Here is an 18,680-nt window from a genome sequence, read left to right as displayed (position 1 = left end):
ATTAATTATTACCTATTCGAATTACATCGGCAAATATTCCAGAAGCAGTAACATCTGCACCAGCACCAGCACCTTTTATCTGTAAAGGATTCACAGGATATCTATCAGTAAAAAAGAGTACAATATTATCACTACCTTCTAAATTATAAAAAGGATGATCTGACGGAATGTGTTGTAATCCAACAGTTGCTTTTCCTTTAGAAAATTCAGCGACGTATTTTAAACGGCAATTTTTATCGTTTGCATCTTTAAATATTTGTTGAAAATGAGCTTCAAATTCTGTTAAACTTGCGTAAAATTCTTCATTATTTAATGTGTTTAAACTTTTTTCTGGTAAAAATGAATTGTTTTCAATATCAGACAATTCTAATTCATAACCACTTTCACGAGCAAGAATTAATATTTTTCTAGCTACATCAATACCACTTAAATCAATTTTGGGGTCAGGTTCTGTATATCCTTCTTTTTGTGCTTCAGCTACTACATCATGAAACGTAGAAGTGGTATTAAAGTTATTAAAAACAAAATTTAAACTACCAGATAATACAGCTTGAATTTTTTGAACTCTATCACCAGAAGCTACTAAATTTTTTAGTGTATCAATAATAGGTAAACCAGCACCAACGTTTGTTTCATATAAAAAAGGAGCATTGTATTTTTTTGAAACTTTTTTAAGGGTTTTATAGTTTTTTAAATCTGATGCACAAGCTATTTTATTACAAGTAACTACAGCAATATTATTACGTAAATAATTCTCGTAAACTTCAGATACTTTTTGATTTGCGGTATTATCAATAAAAACTGAATTTCGAAAATTGCAACTTTTAGTTTTATTGAAAAAACCTTTTAAAGTTGTTGGTTCTCCATTCGCTAAAGAATCTTTCCAATTATTTAAATCTATACCATTTTCATCAAAAACCATTTTTCTAGAATTAGCAATACAAACAACACGAATATTCATTTTTAAATGATCTTTTAAATATTGCTGTTGTTGATGTATTTGAGCTAAAAAACGCTCACCTACATTACCAACACCAGTTACAAATAGGTTAAGTTGCTTTACTTTTTCTTCAAAAAACTGTTCATGTAAGGTGTTTAACCCTTTTTTAGCATCGTTACTATCTATTACTGCTGATATATTTTTTTGTGATGCTCCTTGTGCTATAGCTCTAATGTTAACGTTATTTTTACCTAAGGCACTAAACATTTGTCCGCTTAAACCTTGGTGGTTTTTCATGTTGTCACCTACCAAAGCCAAAATAGCTAAATCTTGTTCAACAATAACAGGTTTTACTTTATGTCGCTCTATTTCAATTTCAAAAGTATTGTTAATTGAATTTTCAGCATTTTTTGCATCTTCATCATAAATACCAACACAAATAGAATGCTCTGAAGATGCTTGTGTAATTAATACAATATTTATGTCTTGGTTAGAAAGCGTTTCAAACAAACGTTTAGAAACCCCAGATACACCAACCATTCCGCTACCTTCTAATGTTAGTAATGCAATGTTTTCTATGTAACTAATTCCTTTTACGGGGTTAATACTTTTTGATTTTTTTGTTATTAATGTACCTATATCATCTGGATTAAAAGTGTTTTTAATTAGAATAGGAATTTCTTTTTCTAATGCTGGTTGTATGGTAGGGGGGTAAATTACTTTTGCACCAAAGTGCGATAACTCCATAGCTTCTTGATATGATATTTGCGGTATTGGAAAAGCTTGTTTTACAACACTTGGGTTGGCAGTGTACATACCACTAACATCTGTCCATATTTGTAATTCATTTGCGTTTATTGCAGCAGCATAAATTGCAGCTGTATAATCAGAGCCACCTCTTCCTAAAGTAGTCGTTAAACCGTTTTCTGATTTTGCTATAAACCCAGGTAAAATAGTAACTTGATGTTTGTTGTTATTAAAATAATCTATACACTTTTTATTAGTAAGTGTAAAATTAACCTGAGCTTTATCAAAAACATTAGAGGTGCTAATTAGTTCTCGGCTATCTTTATAAGTAGTATTTAAAGTGTTTTTAGCTACTTCTGAAATTATGTAAGCAGATAATAATTCACCAAAGCCACTGATAGTTGCCATTGTTTTGGGAGTAACCTCATTTAACAAAAAGCATCCTTCTAAAAGGGTTTGTAATTGATAGAATAAAACACCTACTTTTTCTTGAACTTTATACTGTACTTGGTGGTGTATTAAATCGGTGATAACTTGTAAATGATCTTGCTTTATTTCTTCAAAAAGAGCTTTATAATTTAAATCGTTATTTGCAGCTTTATTTGTTAAAACTATTAATTTATTAGTGGTTTTTCCAAAAGCAGATACTACAACGGCTATTTTTTCATTAGCAGCTGCGTTTGATATAATTTGAACGACCTTATTTATGGTTTGACTGTTAGCTACTGATGAGCCTCCGAATTTTAAAACTTTCATTTTAAAAGGGTATAAAAATTAATTATAGAATTTTAATTGCTATTTACTTATTTTTCAGGTTTTATGAAAAATAAATAAATATATAGGACGATATGTATAAGAAGAAGATAACCCCTAAAGGGTTGTAGTGATTGTAGTAATAGTTGTAGCAACAAAAGATGTCGTAAAGTTTACGATAGCTAAAGAGTTTATATTTCTTTTATTGTTTAACACAAAACCAAATATAAACTTTTTTTTTAATAAAAATGAAAAAACTACATATTATGCAGTTGAAATGATTAATTAAGTAGCTTTAAAATATACCCAATGATTATTTTCTTTACAAAAAGAAGAATTTTCGTGTATCATATCAACTTTACCATTTTCTATAAAAAAGGCTTTAAATTCAACCGTTCCCATTAAATCAGTTTGTGCTCCTTTTGTAGTATTTAACACTTCTAATTTAATCCACTCAATAGATTTGGTCCATTGTGAAATTTCTTTATTTTCTTTGTCAGAAGGTCGAATACTTGAGTGGTGACTTTTTTTTAAGTAGTTAATATTAGCCAACACAAAAGCACTGTATCTCGATCGCATTAACATCTCAGCAGTTAAAACGGTTTGTATGTTTTGATGTGCTTTTTTACAGCAATCACTATATTTTTTAGACGGATTACAGGGGCATTGCATAATAAGTAATTAATTTAAAAGTTCATTTTCTTTTATTCTGAAACAACGTTCTTTACCTAAATACAACGGATTACCATGTTTTTCAGACCAAAATCCATCTAAAACATCTTTAGAGATACAACGATAAACAACAACGCCTTTATAAATGTTTTCATCAGCTCCTTGATATTTAAAATTAATAACCAATATATTATCATTAAAAAATCCGGTTCCAATTTGGTCTTGCTCATCATTAATAAGCCACTTCGCAATAATACGATTATTAACATCTAAACTTAAAGATAATACACCTTTGTATGAGTACTCTTCGGCTTCTTGATTGTTACCAATAATAGTATAATCTCCAACTAAATCTTGAATGGTCATTGTTTTTTTAATGTAAAGTTAATAATAGCTTTTTAAACTTTTTTACTCTTGGTGTTATTCAATAACCTTTTTTACGCTACCACATTTAAGCATGGCATCGCCAAAATATGGATTTAGTACTTTTTCTTCTTTACTTAACCAATACGCACCTTTATCACTATTTGCCATAGGACAAAATTGACTATACACTTTTTCGTTTATTCCAAAAGTTTCAACAGCACTTATTAAGTATAACGATAAATGGTTAAAATGACTTCTTTGTTCTTTTATATCGGTGGCTTTAAGAATTAAACTAAGTGCTGCTTTAATTTCCTTTTCGAAAGACATCCATTTTAAATGTGTATCGTTTGTTTTAAGTAATTTCATATCAACCTCAGTTAAATTAGCTAACGTTTTTTTTGTAGCTTCAGTAGCAATAGTAACATCACCTTTAATTAAAGCATCTTTTAGTTCGATATAATTATTAAAAACAACTTTTAATTGTTCTTGAAATTCAACAGGCACTTTAAGTCGCTCATTTTTTGTGGTATTTAACGGCGCTGTTTTATGATGCTTTTCATGATCAGTATTTTTTTTATTCATCATCGATTTTTTTCCTTGTAATTGTGCAGAAGCATCAACAGTAAATGTACCATTGGTTACAACTTCGTCTCCGTTTACGAGTCCATCAATAACCTCATATTGTTTGCCGATTTGTTTACCGATTGTAATTTCTTTCATTTCGAAAATTGGCTCATTAGGGTTTGTTTTTAAATACACTACAGAGCGTTCTCCTGTCCATAAAACAGCCGATGCAGGAATCATTAAATGTTGTTTCTTTTTAGAGATTATACTCTTAATATTTCCTTCAACAAACATTCCTGTTTTAAATTCTCTATTTTTATTATTTAAAACCACGCGAAGTTTAACTGTTCTTGTCTTAGCGTTTAATGTTGGATCGATAAAAGCTACTTTATTTTTATTCTTTTTATTTGGATAAGCATTGGTGGTAACCGTAATATCTTGTCCTTTTTTAAATAAAGAGATTTGATGCTCATACACGTCAAACAAAGCCCAAACGGTAGTTAGATTTGTTATTTTTAATAAAGCTTGTCCTTGTTTTACATAGTCGCCTTGTGCTACTAGTTTTTCAGATACAGTACCAGAAACGTTTGCATATATAGGAAGGTTCTTTTTTACTTTTTTTGATGCTTCAATTTGATTAATTTGACTTTCAGAAATTTTCCAAAGCTTTAATTTATTGCGTACAGCTTTATACAATTCAGATTGTGATTCTTTTAATGTTGAAGCTGTTATTAACTCTTGTTGGGCTGCAAATAACTCAGGTGAATAAATAGTAGCTAATAGTTGTCCTTTTTTCACTTCTTCTCCTATAGAGCTAATATTTAAACGTTCTATTCTTCCTGAAAAATAACTAGCTTGTATTACGTTTGCATCTTCATTTTCACCAATCTTTCCTGTTAATTTAAATGTAGCGTCTTCATTAAGATTATTACCAACAACTGATGTTTTAATGTTAGCCAACGCCATGGCGTTTTTAGTTAATTTAAACTCATCAGCATTTAATCCTTCGGCACTTGTTTCAGCAGGAATTAAATCCATACCACAAATAGGGCAGTCGCCAGCTTCGGGTTGCATAATTTGTGGATGCATAGAGCAGGTCCACTTTTGGTTCGTTTCTTTAGCTGATTGAGAATTCTGTTCGATTTTATCATTAGATGAACCACCAAAAAGCAACCACCCTAAAAGTAACCCAAAGGCTAAAATTGCACTATAAATTAAATACTTCTTCATTTTAAAATATATTTAATAGCATTAATAATGTCATTACAATCATAATCGTATTTTCTATAAACGTAGCTTCTGTCATCGGCAACTTTAAAGCGGTTCCTAAACAAGCACATTGTATTGATTTTTTATCTAATAATGTTTTTGTTACCCCAATTGTTGTTATTCCTAATACAACAAGCGTAATGATTAAAGCGACGTTTATTTCAAATCGCATCAAGAGCATTAAACCTAAAACTGTTTCGATAAAAGGATAAATCCATCCATAAAAAGGAATACGTTTTGCTAAAGGATCATACATTTTAAAAGATTCGGGAAATCCTTTTAAATCTAACATTTTAAAAAAGCTAAATACAATGTAAAATAAACCCATAAAATCGAGCATAAATTCACTCCAACTCCAATTTTTATAATGTAATAATACACTTGCAACGGTGATATAAAACAAGATAAGCAGCAATGGTTTTAGTTGTTGAAGTTTCGTTTTTTCTTCTTTATTTTTAAAGCTTAAAGGTTGAGAAGAAACTAAGGATTTTTCATCTTCTTTCATTGAAATAGCATATTTAGAAGGTAATGCTTTTTGCAATTCATCTAAAGCTATATGACTACTCATGCTAACATCTACTTCTCCTTTTTCAAGATTAACAAAAGCTGATGTTACTTTTTCTAAAGCGTTTAAATTTTTTTCAACAGATGCTTTACAACCGCCACAAGTCATTTTAGATACTTTATATGTGTGCTTCATTTTTATTAATTTTAAAATTCAAAAAAGATATAAACTATAGGTAAAATCTAGCAACATCTTTTTCAATGCAATGTTGCTAGATGTAACATTAATTAATGCTTATGTTCGTTAGCATTATGTTCTTCTTTTTTTACGTAATCCATTCCGCATTTTGGACATTCACCTTCCATTTCGCTTCCGCTACCTTCACAATGCATTGGGCAAACATACGCAGATGTATGTTCTTTACCTTTCTTAGCTACTTGTTCTGTTTCGGTAGTTTTAGTTTCTTTTTTTGCATCTTTACAAGATGTTGTTGTTAGCATAAGACCTAATACGAATACTCCTAAAATTGTTTTTATTGTTTTCATTTTAAATTGATTTTATAGTTAATAATTAATTGAATTTTAATTTGTTAAATAGTTAATAATAATAGTTTGTAAATAATATTTTTTGATGGATACTATTTGATTCATATGAAATTTTAATTGCAATTCTTGAATGTCTAAAACATCCTTAAAACTTATTGTTCCTGTTTCATAGCTTTTTACCAAAATCGTTTCAGCATTTTTAGCTTGTTTTAAGTTTTTAGTTTGCGTTTTATAACTAATTCTAGCTGAGGTTCTATCCTTTAAAGCTTTGTCTAAAATTGTTTCTAAATTATTGAATCGCTCTAGTTTTTGAACCTCTATTTTTTGTTGTTGCAGTTTGTTTTTCTTGGTTTTTGATTTATATTTCTTGTTGAAAATTGGAATAGAAATAGAAATCATTGGCATAATAATATCTTTCCCGTTGTCATTGAAGTTCATTTCCGAGCGCTTTTCAACATTTATATAATCCAAACCAAAACCAATCATTGGACTACTTTCTTTTTGATTCAGTAATTCTGATTTTTCTATAGATTGATAAAGTTTATCATACTTCAGCAATTCAGGGTGTAATGCTAAATTTTCAGAATTTATTTCAAAATCTTCAGAAGGTAAATTCAATTTATGTATAACATTAACTTTAATAGCTTTATCCTGATTTAATAGTTTATTAAATTTAGTTTGTTCGGCCAAAAATTGTTGCTCTAAGATTTCTAATAATTGTTGCATTTCATTCTGACGCATTTGCAATCGCAATACATCTACCACTGATGCTTTACCAACTTCAACAGATGTTAAGGCTAATATTTCATAGGTTTTAAGTAGTTTAATATTTTCAATTAAAATATACTGTTTTGCTTTATTAGCATATAAATCATAATAGGATTGTGAAACCGAAGAAATTAGTTTTCTTTTAGCAATAACTGTATCCTCAAATTTAACATCAGCCAAAGTACTTACATAATTTTCTCTTGCTGTAATGCTTCCAAACCAAGGCATCATTTGTTTTACTGAAATCTTAAAACGTTGTGCTCCTGTTCTTGTTTCTGGCTCACTTACAAAATAACCACCACCAAACTCAGTATTAGGTATTGTATTTACTTCATTCATCTTTTCGGAAGCAATACGATACTGCAACTCAAATTTTTGAATTATCGGGTTGTTTTCGAAAGCTTTATCAATATAGGTTTCTAATCCTTGACTTTGAGTATTTAGAACAAAGAAAAAAGAACCAAGAAGTAAGAGAGCTTTGTGTATAATGTATATATTTTTCATGGTATATTTTTTAATCTATTTTAGAAGCTCTTTTTTTCTCTAATCTCTTTAGTTTTATCTCTTCTCTCCAGCTATATAAAACAGGTACAATAAAATAGGAGGTAACATCAATTACCATTCCTCCAAAAATAGGAATTGCCATGGGTATCATAATATCACTTCCTTTTCCTGTGGATGTTAATACAGGTAATAATGCTAAAATTGTAGTTACGGTAGTCATTAAACACGGACGAATACGTTTCTCGGCAGCATGCAAAGCAGCAACTCTAATACTCTTTTTATCAGCAGGTTTCTCGCGCTGAAAAGTTTGTGTTAGATAGGTTGCCATCACCACACCATCATCTGTAGCAATACCAAATAAAGCAATAAAACCTACCCAAACTGCCACACTTAAATTAATGGTTTTCATATTGAAAAGCTCCCGCATATTCTCGCCAAAGAGATTAAAATTAAAAAACCAATCTTGGCCATACAACCAAATCATAATAAAACCACCTGCAAAAGCAACGGTAATTCCTGTAAATACCATTAATGATGTGGTTACAGATTTAAACTGAAAATAGAGAATTAAAAAGATGATAGCTAATGCTAACGGAACCACTACAGATAATGTTTTTTCTGCTCGTAACTGATTCTCATAAGTTCCTGTAAATTTATAACTGATCCCTTTAGGAACCGTTAATTCTCCTGAGGCTATTTTTTGTTGAAATAAAGCTTGTGCATTTTCAACAACAGCTACTTCTGCAAAACCATCTATTTTATCAAACAAAACATAACCAACTAAAAAAGTGTCTTCACTTTTAATAACTTGCGGACCTTGCTCATAACGAATCGTAGCCAATTCGCTTAAAGGAACCGGATTACCTTTTTCTACAGGAATATAAATATCTTTTATATTTTTGGGATTACCACGTAGCTCTCTAGGGTAGCGAACACGAACAGCATAACGTTCTCTGCCTTCAACTGTTTGTGTTAAAGACATACCACCAATGGCAACTTTTAAGACGCTTTGTACATCTTCAATAGAAATTCCGTAACGCGCTATTTTTTCTCTGTTGATATCAATTAATAAATAAGGTTTACCAACAATTCTATCAGCAAAAACAGCTTCTACTTTAACACCTTCAGCTTGTTTTAAAAGACTTTCTAACTGCAAACCAAAAGCTTCAATTTGTTTTAAATCTTGTCCTTTTATTTTAATTCCCATAGGTGCTCGCATGCCAGTTTGTAGCATAACTAATCGCGTTTCAATAGGTTGTAATTTAGGCGCAGAAGTAACACCTGGTAATTTAGTAACTCTTACAATTTCATTCCAAATATCATCTGGATTCTTAATTACTGGTCGCCAATTACGATAATATTCTCCATCAGTATCTTCGATAAGTTGATCGTTTGTCACATTGAGTGTAGTCGAAATGTTTGTCGTTTTATTATCGGCTGTACTCGAACTGACAGCTATATTTTTATTATGGATTAGGCTTCCATCTTTCAATTCAAAAAAACCATCATTATTCACTTTATAACGCTGTCTTTTTCCTTTGGCATTTCGCATGTATTCTGATTTATACTGAATCACGTTTTCATACATCGATAAAGGAGCTGGGTCTAAAGCAGATGCTGTTCTACCTGCTTTTCCTACTACAGTTTTAATTTCTGGAATGGTAGCAACAGCCATGTCTAATTGTTGCAATACACGTTTGTTTTCTTCTACGCCAGAATGTGGTAAAGAAGTAGGCATCAGTAAAAAAGAACCTTCATTTAAAGATGGCATAAATTCTTTCCCTGTATTATTCATTATCCAAGCTCCTGAAATAAGAACGGCTGTTGGAATGATTAAAAACAATAATTTGTTGGCTAAAGCCCACTTTAATATTTGTCCGTAATAGATTCTTAAAACAGAAAATACACCTAAAATTCCGAAGCAAATAATAGCGACAAAAACTAAGTTAATTAAAATGCTACGATCGAAACCTAAAGGTCTCCAATATGCTGCGAGTAGAAATACAATAGCAGCCGATGAAATAATGATATTTACTAGGTTGACTTTTTTCTTATCAAGTTTGCCTAGAACACCAAGTAAACCTGTAACTCCAAAAGCAATTACAACAATACCTAACCAATGACCACTTATAATAATAGCAAATCCTGCAATAATTAAAGCTCCATTTATAATATGTTTAAACGAATTTTTAAGTGTTGTTTTTCTGAATAAATACGCTGCAAATGGCGGAATTAAAAACAAAGCAATTACTAAAGAAGCTGCTAAGGCCATTGTTTTTGTAAAAGCTAAAGATCTAAAAAGTTTTCCTTCGGCACCAATCATTGTAAATACAGGTACAAAACTTATAATGGTTGTTAAAACAGCTGTTAAGATAGCTCCTGAAACTTCTGATGTAGCATTATAAACTACTTCGTTTATTGTATATGTTGTACCGTCATTACGAAGACGTAATTTTTTATCATCGAGATGCCGAATCATATTTTCGGCAAGTATAACGCCGACATCTACCATCGTTCCAATAGCAATTGCAATACCTGATAATGCTACAATATTAGCATCAACATTAAATAGTTTCATGGCAATAAAAACCATTAAAATAGCAACAGGTAATAATCCAGAAATTAATAGCGATGCTCTTAAATTAAAAACCATCACAATAATTACTAAAATGGTAATCAATATTTCTAAAATCAATGCTTCGTTAAGGGTATCTAAGGTTTCTTCAATAAGTTCAGTTCGGTCGTAAAAAGGAACAACTGTTAATTGAGAGGTGCGTCCGTCTACCAATACTTTAGTAGGTAAACCACCTTTTAGTTCTGCAATTTTTTCTTTTACATTGGTAATTACTTCCATCGGATTAGCTCCGTATCTAGCCACTACAACACCTCCAACAACTTCTGCACCTTCTTTATCTAATAAACCTCTTCTGGTTGCTGGACCTAAAGATACTTTAGCAATATCTTTAATTTTAATGGCGGTATATTCTTCGGATGTTACCACTGCATTTTCAATATCTTCAACTGATTTTACGTATCCTAAACCGCGAACTAAATATTCAACTTGATTGATTTCTAAAGTCTGTGCACCAATATCTTGATTACTACTTTTAACAGCTTTTACAACTTGATTTAAACCAATATTGTATTGACGTATTAATTCTGGATTTACATCAATTTGATATTCCTGAACATAGCCACCAATAGAGGCAACTTCAGAGACACCACTTGCAGATGATAAGGCATATTTAACATAGTAATCTTGTATACTTCTAAGTTCATGCAAATCCCAACCACCGGTAAGATTACCTTTTTCATCACGACCTTCTAAAGTATAACAGTAAATCTGACCTAGTCCTGTGGCATCAGTTCCTAATGCAGGGTTTACGCCGTCCGGTAATAAATTGCTTGGAAGTGAATTTAGTTTTTCTAAAATTCGACTACGGCTCCAGTAGAACTCAATGTCTTCTTCAAAAATAATATAGATACTCGAGAAGCCAAACATAGACGAGCTACGAATGGTTTTTACACCAGGAATACCAAGTAGGGAAGTGGTTAAAGGGTAGGTAATTTGATCTTCAATATCTTGAGGAGATCTACCATCCCATTTGGTAAATACAATTTGTTGATTTTCACCAATATCAGGAATCGCATCTACAGCAACAGGGTTACTTGGTAAAAAACCAATATTCCAATTAAACGGTGCGTTTACAGTACCCCAACCTATAAAAAGAATAAGTAATAATACTGCTACGAGTTTATTTTCTATTAGAAACTTAATGCTTTTATTTAGCATACACTTAATATTTAAAACAATTAGATAATGGTATTTATAAGAATACCGAATACAAGAAATTATCCTAATGATAAAATCATAGGACAATGCAGTTTATTGTTTTAAAAATTAAATTAAGTACGTCTCGTCTAATTTAAATAACTCCTTTGTGACGAGTGGTGGTTTGTATGCTTTAAAAGGAGAGATATCATTATTAAATCCTTTAAAAAGGTTAATATATGTATATAAAAAAGAAGTAATAAATTGCTGTTGCTCAAAGCTAAGAGAATTAAAAGATGCTTGTAAGTTATCTTTACCTTCAAAAGCAATTTGTTTATCGTTACAACAATTTTTCTTTGTAATAGAGCATTCTTTAATAGGTGCTTTTTGCATTTTCATTCCGCATGTTTTTGCTTTGCGAAATAATGCAGTATCGACTAAAGTATCGCCACAAAAGTGCATATCTATAGTAAACGACATTGTAGATAGTAAGACTATCAAAGCCATTAAAAAAGATATTGTTTTATGGGGATTTTTTTTCATATGAATAACAAAGATACTAAACGTTTAGTAAATAGTATATTAATAAAAATGTAAAGATAAATAGTGAAAAAATATAGTTGTTACTTTCCGATACAATATGTAATACCCCTTTTGTTTAAAGGGTTTAAGGTGTGTTGGGGTGGAGTAGTGGTGTAGTGTTTTGTCTTCTTTTGATTGGTTTAGTCAAGTAAAAGAAGACAAATATAAAATTATATCTTTTTTATATTCAATTCATAACGACTACTTTTTAAAGTTCCTGATTTTGTTAAGGCACCTTTATCTACCATATCTTTTAAATCTCTTGTAGCGGTAGAAGCAGATGTTTTAGCAATTTTGGTGTATTTTTCGGCGCTCAATCCACCTATAAAACCAGTATATCCAGCTTCAAATACTCTTAACAATACTTTATGTTGTCGTTCGTTTAGTTGATTTTTATATCGTTCAAAAAACTTTGCTTTTTCTACAATAAAATCTACACGTTTTAAAGTGTTTTCTTGAGCGCTTAAAATAGTTTGGCTAAAGTATTGTAACCAATTAGTAATTTCTAAAGTTGAATTGTTAGTTTCAAGTGATGTATAATACATTTTTCGATTACCTTCTATAATGTGTGATAATGAAATTAATGTAGGTTGTTTAGAACTGATGGCAATAGATTTTTCCGCCAATGCTCTAGCAATTCTTCCATTTCCATCTTCAAAAGGGTGAATACAAACAAAATATAAATGCGTGATACTAGCTTTTGTAAGTGGTAATAAACTTGTGTTATTAGGATGATGAACTTGATTGAACCATAGTATAAATTGTTCCATTTCAGTAGGCACTTTGTTCGATGGAGGTGCTTCAAAATGAACAGTGGGTCTATCAAGTCTTCCAGAAACAACTTGCATTGGATCTGCATGTGTTCTATAGCTTCCAACATTTGCTAAATCTCTTCTACCATTGGTTAACATTTTATGCCAATCAAATAGTAGATTATGACTTAATGGTTTATTGAAATTATGATACAAATCAACCATCATTTCAGAAATACCAAGTTCTGCGGGTGCTATTTTTCTTTTATCCGTAGCAAAACCAAGATTTTTTTTAATTGAAGATTGTACACTTTCTCTATTTAGAATTTCCCCTTCAATTTCTGAAGTTTTTATAGCCTCTTCACTAAGTATTTCTACTAATAAATCATCTTTAGAAATTCCTTCTATGTGTTTTATGGCACCTAATACAAGTCCTGAGTTTTTAGAAAATTGCATTTCTAATTGTTCAAGATCTTCTTTGTTATAAGTAAACTGTGGCCAATTTTTGTGTAACCAATTCCAATTTTTATACGCCATGAGCTATAAATATGATTTATATAGCTCAAATATAACTAAAAATTGAGCTATAATTTTGATTTTATAGCTCATATTTTATTTTGAATTAACTTATATGTGTTTTAAACCAACTTAACAAAATGAAACAAGCAAAGATTTGAGATAAGGAAGAGCAACGACTTAGTGAGGATTTTGCACAGTTGAATGAGGTAAGGTTATTTTAATTACTTTGTGAATCTATTTTACAGAAGCTCTAAATCGATTAAAATACGTTTGCCAATCGCTTCATCTAAGATGTTATCTTCACTGAAAATAGTTGTTTTTGAAACTTACATTCATGGTGTTTTTCTTTACTTTCTATTTTATTAAATGTACCAAAATCTGTTTTTGAAAATTTCTAATAATATAACGTGTAATATATTACTCAAAAACACTATATTTGTGTAATTATATACACGTTATGAGTAAAAAAACATCAATCATATTACCGAAATTAGAACGTCTATTAGAAGAAATGGGAGAGCAAATAAAGTTTGCTCGTCTAAGAAGAAAACTAAGTACAGAGCAAGTGTCAGAAAGATCTGGGATTAGCAGAAAAACGCTGTATTCGGTAGAAAAAGGGAAGGGGTCTGTAAGCATTGGTGTTTATCTTAAAGTGCTAAATGTACTCGGTTTAGAAAAAGATTTTTTAAATATAGCTAAAGACGATGTATTAGGTAGGAAGCTTCAAGATATTGGCTTGACAACAAAAGAACGTGCTCCGAAAAGAAAATAAAAATGAAAAAAACTATTTACATATATGCTGATTGGTTAGCGGTAGGAGAGCCAGTATTAATTGGAGAATTATATTCGGAGTTATTAAGAGGTAAAGAAGTGTTTTCTTTTGCTTATAATAATGTATGGCTAAAATCTGATTATGCTTATCAATTAGATATAGATTTGGGTATGTTTGAAGGTATACAGTATTTGAATGATGATAAATCTAATTTTGGTTTGTTTTTAGATTCTTCACCCGATCGTTGGGGTAGAGTGCTAATGAAAAGAAGAGAGGCTGCACTCGCTAGGAAAGAGGAAAGAAAAGTAAACAAATTATTTGAGACAGATTTTTTATTAGGTGTTTTTGATGGACACAGAATGGGGGCTTTACGTTTTAAATTAGGCGAAGATGGTTCTTTTTTGAATGATGATGAAAAATTAGCAAGTCCACCATGGACATCGATAAGACAATTAGAACAAATAAGTTTACGTTTAGAAGAAGATGATAGCTTAGATGATCCAGAATATTTAAAATGGTTGCAAATGTTAGTTTCTCCTGGTTCTTCTTTAGGAGGAGCAAGACCTAAAGCAAGTGTTTTGGATGAAAAAGGAAATTTATGGATAGCTAAATTTCCTAGTAAAAACGATGGCGATGATATCGGAGCATGGGAAATGGTAACGTATGAATTGGCAATTCAATCAGGTATTGATATGGCAGTTTCAAAAGCTCAAAAATTTAGTAGTAATCAACATACATTTTTAACAAAACGATTTGACAGAACTACTGAAGGAAAAAGAATTCATTTTGCATCCGCTATGACATTATTAGGATATACGGATGGTGCAGATGCTTCTTCTGGAGTTAGTTATTTAGAGTTGGTAGATTTTATCATAAAAAACGGAGCGAATACAGAAAGTGATTTAAAACAATTATGGCGTAGAATTGTTTTTAGTATTTGTGTATCAAACACAGATGACCATTTAAGAAATCATGGTTTTTTATTGACGGATAAAGGATGGGTTTTATCTCCTGCTTATGATATAAATCCTGTTGAAACAGGAGTTGGTTTAAAATTAAATATTTCTGAAGATGATAATGCTTTAGATCTTGATTTAGCATTAAGTGTTGCTCCTTATTTTAGAATTGAAAAAGAGGAGGGAGGCATTATAATTAATGAAATTAAAGGTATTGTTTCTCAATGGAAAAAATATGCGAATACATACGGTATTTCACGATTGGAACAAGAGAATAAGGCGGAGGCTTTTATGTAATTATATGCATAGAAGTATAAAACTATACTTTTGTTAAAAATTATATTCAATTACATATAATAAATAGCTTATCAGAGTTTGTTAAAGAGCGTAGAAAACAAGTTGATTTTTTAATGACGCGACTTTGTGTGTTTTAATATAGAAACGAAGGGGTTTGCTGTAAGTTGCCTTCGTTTCTATTGGTATACATTTATACAAACTTATAATTATATAAATATAGCTCTATTTTATTTGATGTTTCTTATAATTTTCTGCTTGTGTAAATATTTCTTGATATACCTCGTCTTTATCTACAGGCGGATAACCAAATTCGTCCAGTAATAAAATTAAACCAACTTTTAAAGCGGATTTTATGTCATCTCTTTTACTCCAGTCTGGAAATTTAGCTTGACTATCGACTAATGTTTTTACTTTTTTCGCTAATTCAATTAGTTTTTCTTCGGGATACGTAAAGTCATATTTTTTACAAAGTTCTAATAAGATATCATAAAATGCTTTTTCTTCAAAATCAATTCCAAGTTCCTCACCAGAATCAAATTCATCACGTACTTGCATAATCATGTCAGTTAAAGCATCCGCTATTTCATCGTACACCTCACTACGTAAAATATCATTTTCGCTACGGTCATTATAGTTAGCAACTAATGCTTCCATTTTCTTGGTAAAATCAACACCTTTTACTTGGTTTACCTTTTTGATTTCTCCAATAGCTTTAGCAAGTAGTTGCTGTAAGAGCTTTATTTTAGTGTTGGGCATTTTTATTTTATCTAACTTGGCTAAATAGGCATCGTCAAAAATATCTTGCTGACTATCCGTTTCTTCACCAATCTTAAATATTTCTTCTACACCATCACTTTGCAAAGCATCTTTTATCATTTCTTGCACTTTTTTATTCATTTGTGCTGTATCTGGAGCATTTCCCTTTGTAAGTTTAAATACAATGGAACGAACTGCTAAATAAAAGTGCGTATAATCTCTTTCTATTTGGGTAAGTTTTTCACTTCCAGCACAAATATCATAGGCAGCTTTTAAGCGTTTAACTACGCCCATAAAACGAGTTTCTAGCTCTTTGGTTATTTGAGCATATTCGGAAGCTCTATTTAAAGTGTTTAATTGGTCTAGTGGTGTGCCATTAAAATATTTAGAACTATTAAATTTATGAAATAGTTTACCCAATACATCTAGTTGGTCTCTAACAGCAGATAATGAGGCGTCTATGTCTTCAAAATTATCTTGGTCGCCTTTGTTGTACTTAGCTAATGCCAAATTCATTGCTTTTTTAATACCAATATAATCGACAACTAAACCTTTGTTTTTACCTGCAAATTTTCGATTTACACGTGAAATTGTTTGAATTAAATTGTGTTGTGATATCGGTTTGTAGATATACATACTATCTAAAAAAGGAACATCAAAACCTGTAAGCCACATATCTACTACAATAGCAATTTTAAAGTTCGACTTTTCGTTTTTAAACTGACGGTCTAGTTCCTTACGATAATCTTTAGATCCCAACATATCATACATTTCTTTTGGGTCGTCTTTACCACGTGTCATTATCATTTTAACACGTTGCATTGGTTTTATTTCTTTCCTCTCTTTATCGGTTAATGCTGCTCCGTCTTCTGCTATCTTTATTTCTGCCCATTCAGGTCGTAAGGCAATTAAATTTTGATAAAAAGCATAGGCAATAGTTCGACTACTGCATACAAACATTGCTTTTCCTTTTACGGTTGCTCCTTCATTTACTCTATTTTCATAATGGGTTACAAAATCGTTGGCTATTTTTCTTAAAATATCTGGGTCGCCCAAAACAGCATTCATATTGGCAGATTGCTTTTTACTTTCTTCTACCTGATATTCGTTTGCACCTTCATCAGCAGCTTCATTATAATAGGCTTCTATTTTAGCCAATTCACTATTGTTTAAAATTACTTTGGCTGCTCTACCTTCATATACAATACGAACCGTAATTTCATCTTTTACAGATTCGGTCATAGTGTAAGCATCTACTACTTTTCCAAAGACATCAAGTGTTGCATCTATTGGTGTTCCTGTAAATCCTACGAAAGTGGCATTAGGTAAAGAATCGTGTAGGTATTTTGCAAAACCATAGGTCTTTTTTACACCTTTTTCGGTAACGGTAACTTTTTGGTCTAAATTGGTTTGACTACGGTGGGCTTCATCAGAAATACAAATCACATTGGTTCTTTCAGTTAGTATAGCTAGGTCTTCCGTAAACTTATGAATGGTGGTTAAAAATACACCACCAGATTCGCAACCTTGTAATTTTTCTCTTAACTGTTTACGGCTTTCTACGCTTACAATTCCGTTATCTCCAACGTAGTTTTTGGCGTTTGTAAATTGAGACGATAATTGGTCATCTAAATCAGTTCTGTCTGTAATTAAAAGTATCGTTGGATTTCCAAAATACTGGCTCTTCATTAATAAACGCGTTAAGAAAAGCATTGTAAAGCTTTTTCCGCAACCTGTAGCTCCAAAGTATGTTCCTCCTTTTCCATCGCCACCAGAACCATCTTTATTTTTTTGAGCCAATTTTATATTATCATACAAAGCTCTTGCTGCGTAATACTGCGGATAACGACACACAATTTTCTCGTCCTTTTTACTACTATCTGGTAAGTAAATAAAATTGCGAATAATATCTCGTAAACGGTTTTTATGCAATATTCCTTGTACGAGAGTAAACATAGAATCTATACCATCTACCTCTTTTGCTAAACCTGCAACACGTCTCCAAGCATAATAAAATTCATAAGGCGCAAAAAATGAACCTGCTTTGTTGTTTATACCATCAGAAATCACACAAAAAGCATTGCAAATAAACAGTTGTGGAATGTCTCTTTTATAGCGAACCGTTAATTGCTCATAGGCGTTGTGTATCGTGGCTTCTTCTCTAATAGCCGATTTAAACTCAAAGACTACTAGAGGTAAACCGTTGATATATAAAATTCCATCAGGAATACGTTTTTGGTTGGCTTCAGTAATTTCTAATTGCGTTACAAACTTGTAAATATTTTTGTCTTTCTCGGTGTAATCTACCAAGTTTATATAAATATCTTTTTGAGTATGATCTTCTCTTTTTATGATAAAACCATCCGACAACCAAGACATAAAACGCTTATTACTTTCATATAAATCAGAAGCAGGCAAGGTTTTTATTTGTAAAATAATACTATTTGCTTCTTGCTCTGTTAAATTGTCTGCCTTGTATTTTTGAAGTAAAAAAACACGTAAATCATCTGCTAAAATAACTTCATCTTCGGCACGGTTTAACGTATTGCCAAAATGATGTGGATATCCTTCAATGGCAATTAACTCAGCAAATGCAGCTTCTAATTGTGCTTCTGTAAATTTTTGACTCATGCTTTTTCCT

Annotated in this window: 13 protein-coding genes; 2 read left to right on the top strand and 11 right to left on the bottom strand. The window is 31.1% G+C overall.

Going from position 1 to position 18,680, the window contains the following annotated elements:
• Position 1 precedes the first annotated feature (1 nt).
• The 10 genes from thrA to AC28QF_RS01925 all read right to left on the bottom strand — a co-directional run bounded on the left by thrA (position 2) and on the right by AC28QF_RS01925 (position 13,276).
• Complete coding sequence (thrA, locus tag AC28QF_RS01970; protein WP_488200033.1) at positions 2–2,443, bottom strand: bifunctional aspartate kinase/homoserine dehydrogenase I; 2,442 nt, start codon at positions 2,441–2,443, stop codon at positions 2–4.
• A gap of 282 nt (positions 2,444–2,725) precedes the next feature.
• Positions 2,726–3,112, bottom strand: a complete 387-nt coding sequence (locus AC28QF_RS01965) for a YchJ family protein (protein WP_488200034.1) — start codon at positions 3,110–3,112, stop codon at positions 2,726–2,728.
• Between the two features lie 9 nt (positions 3,113–3,121).
• Positions 3,122–3,478, bottom strand: coding sequence for a hypothetical protein (locus AC28QF_RS01960; RefSeq protein ID WP_488200035.1), 357 nt, complete (start codon positions 3,476–3,478; stop codon positions 3,122–3,124).
• Between the two features lie 54 nt (positions 3,479–3,532).
• Entirely contained in the window at positions 3,533–5,272 is a 1,740-nt protein-coding gene (locus AC28QF_RS01955; protein WP_488200036.1) for an efflux RND transporter periplasmic adaptor subunit, read from the bottom strand.
• A 1-nt stretch (position 5,273) separates the two neighbouring features.
• Positions 5,274–6,011, bottom strand: a complete 738-nt coding sequence (locus AC28QF_RS01950) for a heavy-metal-associated domain-containing protein (RefSeq protein WP_488200037.1) — start codon at positions 6,009–6,011, stop codon at positions 5,274–5,276.
• A gap of 92 nt (positions 6,012–6,103) precedes the next feature.
• Positions 6,104–6,361 (bottom strand): heavy metal-binding domain-containing protein, encoded by a 258-nt coding sequence (locus AC28QF_RS01945; RefSeq protein ID WP_488200038.1) that lies wholly within the window; start codon positions 6,359–6,361, stop codon positions 6,104–6,106.
• Between the two features lie 36 nt (positions 6,362–6,397).
• Positions 6,398–7,633: a TolC family protein gene (locus AC28QF_RS01940; RefSeq protein WP_488200039.1), complete on the bottom strand. Its 1,236-nt coding sequence runs from the start codon at positions 7,631–7,633 to the stop codon at positions 6,398–6,400.
• Positions 7,634–7,643: 10 nt separating this feature from the next.
• The gene (locus tag AC28QF_RS01935; RefSeq protein ID WP_488200040.1) at positions 7,644–11,426 is read right to left on the bottom strand and encodes an efflux RND transporter permease subunit; all 3,783 of its coding nucleotides are present in this window, start codon (positions 11,424–11,426) and stop codon (positions 7,644–7,646) included.
• Between the two features lie 108 nt (positions 11,427–11,534).
• Positions 11,535–11,948, bottom strand: a complete 414-nt coding sequence (locus AC28QF_RS01930; RefSeq protein WP_488200041.1) for an HYC_CC_PP family protein — start codon at positions 11,946–11,948, stop codon at positions 11,535–11,537.
• 209 nt (positions 11,949–12,157) lie between these two features.
• Entirely contained in the window at positions 12,158–13,276 is a 1,119-nt protein-coding gene (locus AC28QF_RS01925) for a Fic family protein (RefSeq protein WP_488200042.1), read from the bottom strand.
• A gap of 439 nt (positions 13,277–13,715) precedes the next feature.
• Between AC28QF_RS01925 and AC28QF_RS01920 the strand changes: the two genes are divergently transcribed.
• Together AC28QF_RS01920 and AC28QF_RS01915 are read left to right on the top strand one after the other, a co-directional pair.
• A complete protein-coding gene (locus AC28QF_RS01920) occupies positions 13,716–14,030 on the top strand; it encodes a helix-turn-helix domain-containing protein (protein WP_488200043.1) in 315 nt (104 codons plus the stop codon).
• 2 nt (positions 14,031–14,032) lie between these two features.
• On the top strand, positions 14,033–15,283 hold the full coding sequence (locus tag AC28QF_RS01915) for a type II toxin-antitoxin system HipA family toxin (protein WP_488200044.1): 1,251 nt from the start codon (positions 14,033–14,035) through the stop codon (positions 15,281–15,283).
• A gap of 222 nt (positions 15,284–15,505) precedes the next feature.
• On the opposite strand, the gene AC28QF_RS01910 is transcribed toward AC28QF_RS01915, so the two are convergent.
• Entirely contained in the window at positions 15,506–18,670 is a 3,165-nt protein-coding gene (locus AC28QF_RS01910) for a type I restriction endonuclease subunit R (protein WP_488200045.1), read from the bottom strand.
• Positions 18,671–18,680 lie beyond the last annotated feature (10 nt).

It is taken from the genome of Tenacibaculum sp. M1.3A (assembly GCF_057732375.1).
The sequence above is the reverse complement of the archived record's forward strand: the minus strand, read 5'-3'. Positions and strand labels throughout refer to the sequence as shown.